Here is a 10,526-nt window from a genome sequence, read left to right on the forward strand (position 1 = left end):
ATTGGGCAACGGGAAGGGAAGCGTTTTCGCTGTGTGAACCCGGTCTGTGGTTGGGAAGGGGATGCGGATTTTAACGGTGCTAACGTCATTGCGCTTTTGGGGGTCGCTGTAAACCGGCCCAGAGGCCCGTGGTTGGCTTGCCAACTGCAGGGCTACGGAAAGCCCGCTCCGTACCGCTTAGCGGTCGGAGTCAGGTAGTTTACTTTCGGTGATAGAATCACAGCACGCTAGGAGTGTCTGGGGGTTTTGCCCCAGGCTGAGATTACATCCTCAGAACCTGATCTGGGTCATACCAGCGTAGGAAAGCGAGCACTGGAGTTGACAACATGCGCAGCGAATGGGTTGCCCGTCGGCGTGGGCAAGCAAATGTAACGCAAATGCACTTTGCCCGGCAGGGCGTGATTACAGAAGAGATGGACTACGTGGCTCGGCGGGAAAACCTGCCACCGGAGCTGATCCGCTCAGAGGTGGCGCGGGGCCGCATGATCATCCCTGCCAATATTCATCACACCAACCTAGAGCCGATGTGCATCGGGATCGCCTCCCGCTGCAAAGTCAATGCCAACATCGGCGCTTCCCCCACTTCCTCTGGATTGGCCGAGGAGCTGGAAAAGCTGAAATTGGCCATCAAATACGGCGCCGATACCGTTATGGATCTGTCCACCGGCGGCGGCGACTTGGACGAAATTCGCACGGCCATTATCCAAGCTTCTCCGGTGCCCATTGGCACGGTGCCGATCTACCAGGCCCTGGAAAGTGTGCATGGCAATGTCGAAAAACTCTCGGCAGAGGATATCTTGCATATCATCGAAAAGCAGGCCCAGCAGGGGGTGGACTACATGACCATCCATGCCGGGATCCTGATCCAACACTTGCCGTTGGTGCGCAACCGTCTAACCGGAATTGTCTCTCGCGGAGGCGGGATCCTGGCCCGTTGGATGTTGGCCCACCACAAGCAAAATCCGCTCTACACCCACTTCCGCGACATCATTGAGATCTTCAAAAAATACGATGTTTCTTTTAGCCTGGGCGATGCTTTGCGACCCGGATGTCTGCACGATGCTTCTGACGAGGCCCAGATGGCGGAGTTGAAAACCCTGGGACAGTTGACCCGCCTGGCCTGGGAACACGATGTGCAGGTGATGGTGGAAGGGCCTGGGCACGTGCCGATGGATCAAATTGAGTTTAACGTGCGCAAGCAAATGGAGGAGTGCGACGAGGCTCCTTTCTACGTTTTGGGGCCGCTGGTAACCGATATTGCCGCCGGCTATGACCACATCAGCTCTGCCATTGGGGCGGCCTTGGCCGGCTGGTACGGGGCAGCGATGCTCTGCTACGTAACCCCCAAAGAACACCTGGGCTTGCCCAATGCCGAGGATGTGCGCAACGGCCTCATTGCCTACAAAATTGCCGCCCACGCTGCCGATATTGCCCGCCACCGTCCTGGGGCCAGGGATCGCGATGACGAAATGTCCAGAGCCCGCTACAACTTCGACTGGAACCGACAATTTGAGTTGTCTTTAGATCCAGAGCGGGCGCGCGAATATCACGACGAAACCTTGCCGGCAGATATCTACAAAACGGCGGAGTTTTGCTCGATGTGCGGGCCGAAGTTCTGCCCCATGCAAACCAAAATGGATGCAGAAGCTTTGAGCGAGCTAGAACGATTCCTGGCCACCCAGCCAACAGCCTAAGCGTTGGCCTGGCCTTGGCTTGACATGAGGTTGAAATTGATTGGATCCCATCTCTGCTCGCTGGGGAGTGGAGAGGGGATCCTCCCCCAAGCTATGCTGGATTACAGGAGAACCCTTGCAGTTGGCTCCATTGAGCAGAGAGAGAACCATGGCACTTAGGCAACTCGGGCATGTCGCCATCCGGGTAGAAGACATCCCCAAGGCAGTGGAGTTCTACCAAAAGCTGGGCATGGTCAACGTCTGGCAGGATCCCGACTGGGCCTACATGAAAGCCGGAGACGATGGGCTGGCGCTGTTGGGGCCGGGCTACCGGGCAGCAGGGCCGCACTTTGGCTTTGTCTTCAGCACCATGGAGGAGCTGGAGGAGCAGCATCGCCGCCTGCAAGCCCAAGGGATCCCGGTAGGGGCCATTCACAGCCATCGGGATGGCACTGCCTCTTTCTATGGCAAGGATCCCGATGGCAACCTGTTTGAGTTTTTGTACGAGCCGCCAGGCACTTTTGACCAAGCTAAGGCTAAGCCAGCCGAGGCAACTGCTTGAGGTCTAACCAGAAAAAGGCGGCGCAAGCTCTGAACTGCCATCGCGCACAAACAAGCTAGGGGCTGTGGGGGTCCTCCCGTAGCCCTAAGCAATTTTGTTGACCAGCCCATCTGCCCAATCGAGAAGACGGTTCACTTCTTCCAAGGTTCTGGCTTCTGAGTACAGCCGCAGCAGGGGCTCGGTGCCGCTGCCGCGGATCATGACCCAACTGCCGTCGGCAAGGGTAAACTTGTGGCCGTCTTTGTCAAAATGCTTGATGACCTTCTGCCCCAGGATCTCAAGGGGGGGATCCATCCGTAGCCGTTGGAATAGCTGGGTTTGTTGGTTTTGATCCCCTAGGTGCAGGTCGCGGCGCTGGTAGACGGAGATGAACCCCTCTCGTTCCTGCAAAGCTCGGTAAAGGTCGCCCAGATCTTGCTCGGTTTCGGTGACGGCCTCGATCAAGTACAGAGCAGAGAGAAGAGCATCCCGTTCGGGGATGTGGCCCAGATAGCCGATGCCACCCGATTCTTCTCCCCCCAGCAACACCTGGGTGGTCATCATGCGCTCGGCAATGTATTTAAAGCCCACGGGCATTTCCGTAACCGGCAAGCCATAGCGCTCGGCCACCTTCACGAATAGCTCCGAGCCACTGATGGTTTTGACGATTTCGCCCCGCAGGCCGCGTCGCCCCGCCAAGTGGTCGATCAGGATGGGAATGAGGATCTGCGGGCTGAGAAAGCGGCCTTGCCCGTCGAGGGCGGCAATGCGGTCGGCGTCGCCATCAAAGACCAGACCCACTTTTAACGGGGCGGGATCCGCCGCGATGATCTGGGCAGAGGTCTGTAGGTTTTGCGGCAGCGGCTCCGGTGAGAAGCCGCCAAATAGGGGATCCCGACGCGCCTGCAATTCAATCACCTTCTCTCCCAAGAGGCGCCTGAGGCCCCCAGCCCCAGAGCCAAACATGACATCCACCCAGATCTTGGCCGGGGATCCTTTGAGCTTTTCCAGATCCACAAAGCGACTGAGCTGAGCCAGATAGCCGGGCCAGGGATCCCAGATTTCGATGGGGGCTGGGCTGGATCCGAGAGGTTGCAGGTTGTGCAGCTCCTGCTCGATGGCAGCAGTGACCTCCGGAGGCACAGAGCCGCCAAACCCCCCCTTGACCTTGAGGCCGGAATAGTGGGGCGGGTTGTGGCTGGCGGTGATCACCAAGGCGCCATGGCAGCCGCGCTCTTTGGCTGCCCAGCTAAAGGCCGGTGTCGGGGCCACACAGGCAGAGAGATAAACCGGGATCCCCAAGCGGGCCACCACCTCGGCAGCGTGGGCAGCAAATTTTTCTGAGAGAAAGCGGTTGTCGTAGCCAATCAGGATCCCGGCGCCGGGATAGGTGCGGGCCAACACCTGGGCGCTGGCCTGGGCGGCAATGCCCAAGTTCTGAAAGGTAAAGCCATCGGCAATCACAGCTCGCCAGCCGTCGGTGCCAAAGCGAATGGAGTTCTCAACCATGGTTACACCCAAATCCACCCCGACTACACTTAGCACGGCGGAGCCGCCACCACACCCCCCCATTTCAAAAACGGCAGCGGCTGGGTGAGCTCGCAAAAGCTGCGGAAACAGCTACAGTAACCTGGAAAGCGTTCCGCTCCTAATGAGCCATGACTCAGCAACTCACTCTCGACGGACTGGGATTTGGATCGGATGGGGGATCCCGTTCAGGGCGGGTGATCGTTACCGATTTGCAGGGGGAGATGCAACGCTCCTACCTGGAATACGCCATGAGCGTGATCGTGGGGCGGGCCTTGCCGGATGTGCGGGATGGCCTCAAGCCGGTGCATCGCCGCATCCTCTACGCCATGCACGAGCTGGGCCTGACGCCGGATCGCCCCTACCGCAAGTGTGCGCGGGTAGTGGGGGACGTGCTGGGGAAATATCACCCCCACGGGGATCAGGCGGTCTATGACGCGCTAGTGCGCATGGCACAAGACTTTTCCAGCCGCTACCCCCTGGTGGCGGGGCACGGCAACTTCGGCTCGGTGGACGACGATCCGCCGGCGGCCATGCGCTACACCGAGTGTCGGCTGGCGGAGCTGAGCCACACAGCCCTTCTGGAGGGGATCTCCGAAGAAATTGTGGACTTTCTGCCCAATTTCGACGGATCCCAGGCGGAGCCCACCGTTCTACCGGCCCGCCTGCCCATCCTGCTCCTCAACGGCTCTGCCGGCATTGCCGTGGGCATGGCCACCAACATCCCGCCCCACAACCTGGGAGAAGTCGTGGACGGCCTGCTGGCTTTGATCGACCATCCCGATCTCAGCCCTGAAGAGCTGTTGCGCTGGATCCCAGGGCCGGACTTTCCCACCGGCGGCCAAATCGTTGATAGCCAAGGGATCCGCGAAGCCTACCTCAGCGGGCGCGGCTCCATCACCCTGCGGGGAGTGGTCCGCTTTGAGGAGATCCAGCCGGGCAGAGGACGCCACCGCCGGCCCGCCCTGGTTATCACCGAGTTTCCCTACCAGGTGAACAAAGCCGCCTGGCTCGAGAAAGTGGCGGAGTTGGTTGCCCAAGACCGCCTCAGCGGCATTGCCGACTTGCGGGATGAGTCGGATCGCAGCGGCATTCGCGTGGTGGTGGAGCTGAAGCGGGAGGCCAACCCGCAGGCAGTTCTGCAGCAGTTGTACAAGCTCACCCCCCTGCAGAGCACCTTTGGGGTAATCCTGTTGGCCCTGGTGGAGGGAAAACCCCAGCAGCTCAGCTTGAAGCAGATTTTGCAGCACTTTTTGCAATTCCGCGAGGCCACTCTCAACCGGATGTTTCGCGCCGAACTGCAGCGGGTACAGCGCAAAGCCGAAGAGGTGGCAGGGATGGTGCTGGCCCTGGCCGATCTGGAGGGGGTGATCGACCTGCTGCGGCAAGCCCCCGATAGCGCCACGGCCAAAGCCCAACTGCAAACTCGCCTGGGCTGCACCCCCCAACAGGCGGAGACAATCTTGGCCATGCCCCTGCGCTGCCTGACAACCTTGGAGCGGGAGCGCCTGCACCAGGAGCAGGCCGAGCTGCAGGCCCGCATCGCCGAGCTGCAGGGGCTGCTGGAAGATCGCCGCAAGCTCTTGAATTACCTGAAAAAAGAGCTGCGCCACTTGAAGAAAACTTTTGTCGACCGGCGCCGTACCCAGATCCTTTCGGAAGCCGAGCTGGAGGCAGAACAGGCCCAGATCCCCAGTGGCAAAGCCGGCGAAGACACCCGCTTCCTGCTGCAACTTACCCGCAAAGGCTACGTGCGCCGCCTGCCTCTGCCTGGGCCTCGCTCCCGCAGCAATCCGGCGCAACGGGAATTGGGAGAAGATGTTCTGGTCGGCCTGGAATGCGTGACCCCAGAGCAGGAAATCTTGGTGCTCACCGCCAGCGGCAAAGCTTTCACCGTGCCCAGCGAAGGGATCCCGCTCAGCACCGGCTCCTCGCGGGGGGTACCTCTGGTCACCCTTCTCCCCAGTCCCGAACCCATCGTTGCCACCTTCCCGCTGGATCCCGTTCGCGTCAGCGGTGCGGAGCACTCTCCCGGCGAAGCCAGCCTGGTGGTGCTCAGCCGGCAGGGGCGGATCAAGCGGGTGGCCCTGGCGGAGCTGATGGGCCTTAGCCAACGGGGATCCACCGTCCTGAAACTCAAAGAAGGGGACAAGCTGGGCTGGGCGGCCCTTTGGGATCCCGGCCTGCAGGACGGTAGCGTTGTCCTCGCCACCTCCGGCGGGCGGGTACTGCACCTGCCGGCAGAGCAGATCCCACTCATGGGTCGAGGGGCTGTGGGCACACCGGCCCTGCGCCTGGGACGTGCCGAGCAGCTGGTGGGGATGGCGCTGCTGCCCCCCAAGGGGATCCTGATTTTGGCCAGTCGGTCGGGCTATCTGAAGCGGCTGCCTCTGGGCGAGATCCCAACTGGGGAGCGGGGCAAGGTGGGCGTCACGGCCTTTCGCTTTTCCGACAAAGGGGATGCCCTGGTGGGCTTGGTCGGCTTGCCCGCTGACCTAGAAGCCCATCCCTCTCTGCAAGTGGATCTGTTCACCGAATCCGAGCGGCTGTACTCCTTCTCCCCTGCCGAAATCCCGCTGCAAGAGCGAGAGGGTGGCGGATCCCTCTTGGTCAAGGGGGAACGGGTCAAGGAGTTGCACCTGTTTTGGCCGCAGCCGGAGGGCGAGATTGGATAGCTCTGCAGGCCACGTGCAGCGTTCGGGGAAGGCAGAAGCCTGGGCTGCTAGGACAGAGAGCCATCCCCTAGCGAAGCAGAATCGGTCGGCTGGGAGCCGGGATCCACCTCTGGCGCTTCAGGATGGCGGACAGGCTTGGGAAGAGTGCCACCTGACTTGAGAACCAAACAGCGCACAGTTTGGTGCAGTTCCTCCAGCAAAATGCCGATGGCGGAGCGGAAGTCGCGGTGGTCATCCCGCATTTGCTCCAGAATGGCGCGGATGACTTCCTTACAGTCCTTCAGGATGTGCTGCTGCTGGGCGATGATCCGCACCAGCTCGCTCTGTTCCCTAAGCAACTCCCGCAAACAGGTACGCAGCTCGTCCACCTGGTTTTGCCAAAGGGCTTGCCCCTCTCGCAACTCCATTACGCTGGTGCGCAAATCGGCGGTGGCATCACGCAGAGCTTCGCTGTGGCGGCGCTCGGCCTCCAGTTGTCGCTGCTGCTCCTGCTGCTGTTGGCGCAGCTCGGAATTGGCCCTTAGGTTGGCTTCCGCCACTCTGAGCAATCGATCCAAGCAAGCCTCGGCGAGAGCCCAGCGCTCCTCCGGCAAGGAAGATCGGCTCCGGCTAGCCCGCCTGCGGAAATACCTTACGGTCACTGCACCTCGTATCTGCGGCAAGGACATCGAGCATCGGCTTAAGCGTACACTCCAGCGTGGGAGTTTGTCCCAGTGAGTGGTGCCTCAATCATATCGCTTTTCCCAGCCCCCCTTGGCAATCTGGGCGCAAAAAACCATCTGAGCAGCTTCTGGGCCGCAGGGATCCATCCCTCTGTCAGAGCACCCCTTGAGTCAGAAACAGCGGCCCAGCGCCCTGCCAATATCCAACACCGCAGCCCAACGAGCGAGGCCGCCTCTCTCCGTGGATCCCGGAAATCCTTCTAGGATGGAAAAAGTTTGCAGGGAAGAAAGCCATGCCTTCACTCGCCAATCAAGTGGTGCTGATCACCGGAGCCTCTGCCGGCATTGGAGAGGCCGTTGCCCTGGAAGCGGCCAAACGCGGGGCCCGCTTGGTGCTGGCGGCCCGCCGAGAGAGGCTGCTACAAAACGTCAAGGACTTGGTGGAGAAGCAGGGGACAGAAGCGCTGGTGGTGCCCACCGACATGGCCGACACGGCCCAGGTGGAGGCGCTGGCCCAAAAGGCTCTGGATCACTTTGGCCGGGTGGATATCCTGGTGAACAACGCCGGCTATGGCCAGATGGGACCAGTGGAAGAGGTGGATGTGGCGGCGATGCGGCGCCAGTTTGAGGTTAACGTGTTTGGCCTGCACGCCCTCACCCGCGCCCTCTTGCCCCAGATGCGGGAGCGGGGCAGTGGCCGCATCCTCAACCTCAGCTCGGTCGCCGGCCAGATCTCGATGCCCTTCAGCGGCGTCTACAACGCCACCAAGTTTGCCGTGGAGGCCCTCAGCGACGCCCTGCGGGTGGAGGTGGCCCCCTTTGGCATCAAGGTTATCTTGATCGAGCCGGGGCCGGTGGCCACCGAGTTTGGCCGCGTGGCTGAAGAGACCTTTGCCGCCGTTGTCAACCCAAATGGCCCCTACAAGGCGATCTTGGACAAAACTGCCGATCTGGCCAGCTCGTTCAACAACATGGCCTGGCCGGTGGAGAAGGTGGTGGAGCCGATCCTGAGAGCCATGACGGATCCCCACCCTTCCGACCGCTACACCGCTTTTACGGGCGGCAAGCTGGCGCTGGGGCTGATGCGGCTGCTGCCCGCCACTCTGGCCGATCAAATGTGGCGGCGCGTCTACGGCCTGGATGCCCTGGGATCCCCCAAATCCAAATCGGCCTAGTCACTGGTTGGTGGACACAAGCTGCAGCAGGGATCCCCTTGAGCTCAATCGGCGGGAAGCTCCGCACTGTATTGGTACTGTATTGGTGAATTGTGTTTACTCAACAAGATGAGTGGCGGGAGGCGTTCACAATGCCTCTACGGGCTGCCATTGGACTCTGGACTGAGATCCTCAAGGGGGGCGATTTTGCTTAGCTTGATTTTGGGATTGCTGCTGATAAATTGCTGCAAGGTCCACTCGTTTTTAAAGAGAAGAACGGGCCTATCTTGAATGTCTTTGACGATAAGGGTGTTAAACAGGCTGGGGATGTTCCCCAGAACTTCCCAGCCATTCTCTACCCAGCGGGCTAGCGTGTAGGGCAGCATCTCCAGCCGGGTTTCGACGTTGTACTCATGTTCCAGGCGGTACTGCAGCACCTCAAACTGCAACTGGCCCACTGCGGCCACAATCGGATCCCGTTTGGACTCGTCGAGGGAGTACATCATCTGCACCGCTCCCTCTTCCTGCAGCTCTGATACCCCTTTCTGGAACTGTTTAAACTTGGAGGGGTTGGGATTTTTTAAATAGGCAAACAGCTCCGGCGAAAAGCTGGGGATCCCGGCGTAGCGCAACTTCGGGCCGGTGTAGAGGGTATCCCCAATCCTGAAGATGCCAGGGTTGTTGAGGCCGATGACATCGCCAGGATAGGCTTCATCGATGGAGATGCGCTCTTGAGCAAACAATTTTTGGGGATAGGAGAGGCGGATGGGGCGGTTGAGGCGGGCATGGTTGACCACCATGTCCTTCTCGAACTTACCGGAGCAGATGCGCACAAAAGCAAGGCGATCCCGGTGGCGGGGATCCATATTGGCCTGCAGCTTAAAGACAAAGCCGGTAAACTCAGGATGTTCGGGTGGGATCAGCCCTGCCGTGCTCTCGTGGGGCATTGGCGGTAGAGAATACTCCAGAAACGCATTGAGAAACAGCTCCACCCCAAAATTGGTCATGGCGCTGCCGAAAAAGACCGGCGTTTGCTTGCCAGCATGAACCTGCTTGAGATCCAAGCTGGGCATGAGGCCATCCAACAGCTCCAGCTCTTCTTTGAATTGGTAATAGAGATCTTTTTCAATCAAGTCTTCAATTTGCGGATCCCCCAGCTTGATGACCATTTCTTTGGCCCGCAGCCGTCCCCGCGAGACCCGCTCAAAGAAATGAAACTCCTGCGTGCGTCGGTCAAACAAAGCTGTAAAGCGCTCCCCTGAGCCAATCGGCCAGGTTACAGGATAGGGCTTGAGGCCGAGCTCAGTCTCAATTTCGTCCATTAGCTCCAAGGGATCCCGGCTGGGGCGATCCATCTTGTTGATGAAGGTGAAGATCGGCAGCTTCCGCAGTTGACAGACTTCAAACAGCTTGCGGGTCTGGGGTTCTAGCCCTTTGCCGGCATCTTCCAGCATCACAGCGTTATCAGCCGCCGCCAGGGTGCGGTAGGTATCTTCGCTGAAGTCTTGGTGGCCGGGAGTATCGAGCAAGTTGAGGCGAATATTGCGGTAGTCAAACTGCAACACGGTCGAGGTAATGGAAATGCCCCGCTGCCTTTCCAGCTCCATCCAGTCGGAGGTAACCCGCTTTTGGGCGCGGCGGGCCTTCACGGCCCCAGCCTCCTGAATGGCTCCCCCGTACAACAACAGCTTTTCCGTAAGGGTGGTCTTCCCGGCATCGGGGTGGGAAATAATGGCAAAAGTGCGCCGCTGCTGGATGGCTTTGGCTAGGTCTACTTCTTTCATCATCGAGAGGCTCCTCTAATTCAATCCCGCTGCTCTTCCAGCGCGCCGGCGGCCTCGAGTCCCTCCCTTTCAGAGGGAGGAGAGAAAGTGGTGCAGCCGTTCCAGTCCTTTTTCCAGGGTGGTGCGATCGGCGGCATAGGAGAGGCGAATGTAGGAATCTGCCCCGAAGGCCACCCCCGGCACGGCGGCCACCTGCTGTTCTTTGAGCAGCCGTTGGCAGAACTCCACCGAACTTAAGCCGGTTTGGCCAATGTTGAGAAACACGTAGAATGCCCCCTCCGGCTCTGGGCAAGTCACCCCCGGCAGAGCGCGGATCCCCTGCACCATCAGATCCCGCCGCTGCCAAAATTCTTGGCGCATTTTTTCCACCGCCGCCGCCGACAGGGGGCTGGTCAGAGCTTCCAGGGCGCCGTACTGGGCGAAGGTACAGACGTTGGAGGTGCTGTGGCTTTGCAGGTTGATGGCGGCGTCGATGATGGGCTTGGGTCCCGCCAAGTAGCCAATCCGCCA

8 protein-coding genes, 1 pseudogene and 1 riboswitch are annotated in these 10,526 nt (G+C 60.1%); of the genes and pseudogenes, 5 read left to right on the forward strand and 4 right to left on the reverse strand.

What is annotated here, in order from left to right; all coding sequences use genetic code 11:
- The 3 genes and pseudogenes from NW835_RS13310 to NW835_RS13320 all read left to right on the forward strand — a co-directional run.
- Positions 1-198, forward strand: a pseudogene (locus tag NW835_RS13310) (RNA-guided endonuclease TnpB family protein); the annotation flags it as partial.
- Positions 199-219: 21 nt separating this feature from the next.
- Positions 220-321, forward strand: a riboswitch (TPP riboswitch).
- Between the two features lie 5 nt (positions 322-326).
- Positions 327-1,694 carry a phosphomethylpyrimidine synthase ThiC gene (gene thiC, locus NW835_RS13315; RefSeq protein ID WP_414370597.1) on the forward strand — a complete coding sequence of 456 codons (1,368 nt, stop codon included), beginning with the start codon at positions 327-329 and terminating at the stop codon, positions 1,692-1,694.
- A gap of 148 nt (positions 1,695-1,842) precedes the next feature.
- On the forward strand, positions 1,843-2,235 hold the full coding sequence (locus tag NW835_RS13320) for a VOC family protein (RefSeq protein WP_414366821.1): 393 nt from the start codon (positions 1,843-1,845) through the stop codon (positions 2,233-2,235).
- Between the two features lie 84 nt (positions 2,236-2,319).
- On the opposite strand, the gene NW835_RS13325 is transcribed toward NW835_RS13320, so the two are convergent.
- Positions 2,320-3,723 carry a phosphoglucomutase/phosphomannomutase family protein gene (locus NW835_RS13325; RefSeq protein ID WP_414415532.1) on the reverse strand — a complete coding sequence of 468 codons (1,404 nt, stop codon included), beginning with the start codon at positions 3,721-3,723 and terminating at the stop codon, positions 2,320-2,322.
- A 149-nt stretch (positions 3,724-3,872) separates the two neighbouring features.
- Between NW835_RS13325 and NW835_RS13330 the strand changes: the two genes are divergently transcribed.
- Positions 3,873-6,416 (forward strand): DNA gyrase/topoisomerase IV subunit A, encoded by a 2,544-nt coding sequence (locus tag NW835_RS13330; RefSeq protein WP_414415533.1) that lies wholly within the window; start codon positions 3,873-3,875, stop codon positions 6,414-6,416.
- Between the two features lie 47 nt (positions 6,417-6,463).
- Here NW835_RS13330 and NW835_RS13335 read toward each other — a convergent pair whose 3' ends face one another.
- Positions 6,464-6,955: a hypothetical protein gene (locus NW835_RS13335; RefSeq protein ID WP_414415550.1), complete on the reverse strand. Its 492-nt coding sequence runs from the start codon at positions 6,953-6,955 to the stop codon at positions 6,464-6,466.
- Positions 6,956-7,371: 416 nt separating this feature from the next.
- Between NW835_RS13335 and NW835_RS13340 the strand changes: the two genes are divergently transcribed.
- Positions 7,372-8,253 (forward strand): SDR family NAD(P)-dependent oxidoreductase, encoded by an 882-nt coding sequence (locus NW835_RS13340; protein ID WP_414365258.1) that lies wholly within the window; start codon positions 7,372-7,374, stop codon positions 8,251-8,253.
- Between the two features lie 137 nt (positions 8,254-8,390).
- Here NW835_RS13340 and NW835_RS13345 read toward each other — a convergent pair whose 3' ends face one another.
- Both NW835_RS13345 and NW835_RS13350 read right to left on the reverse strand, forming a co-directional pair.
- On the reverse strand, positions 8,391-10,016 hold the full coding sequence (locus tag NW835_RS13345) for a peptide chain release factor 3 (protein WP_414365285.1): 1,626 nt from the start codon (positions 10,014-10,016) through the stop codon (positions 8,391-8,393).
- A 69-nt stretch (positions 10,017-10,085) separates the two neighbouring features.
- A partial coding sequence (locus NW835_RS13350) for an aminotransferase class I/II-fold pyridoxal phosphate-dependent enzyme (RefSeq protein WP_414415534.1) occupies positions 10,086-10,526 on the reverse strand: 441 nt, incomplete at its 5' end.

This window comes from Synechococcus sp. OH2 (assembly GCF_047462155.1).
Lineage (GTDB): Bacteria > Cyanobacteriota > Cyanobacteriia > Thermostichales > Thermostichaceae > Thermostichus.

Coding starts and splice junctions, on each gene's coding strand:
- thiC (WP_414370597.1), top strand. CDS start 327: ATGCGCAGCGAATGGGTTGCCCGTCGGCGTGGGCAAGCAAATGTAACG.
- NW835_RS13325 (WP_414415532.1), bottom strand. CDS start 3,723: ATGGTTGAGAACTCCATTCGCTTTGGCACCGACGGCTGGCGAGCTGTG.
- NW835_RS13345 (WP_414365285.1), bottom strand. CDS start 10,016: ATGAAAGAAGTAGACCTAGCCAAAGCCATCCAGCAGCGGCGCACTTTT.
- NW835_RS13330 (WP_414415533.1), top strand. CDS start 3,873: ATGACTCAGCAACTCACTCTCGACGGACTGGGATTTGGATCGGATGGG.
- NW835_RS13340 (WP_414365258.1), top strand. CDS start 7,372: ATGCCTTCACTCGCCAATCAAGTGGTGCTGATCACCGGAGCCTCTGCC.
- NW835_RS13320 (WP_414366821.1), top strand. CDS start 1,843: ATGGCACTTAGGCAACTCGGGCATGTCGCCATCCGGGTAGAAGACATC.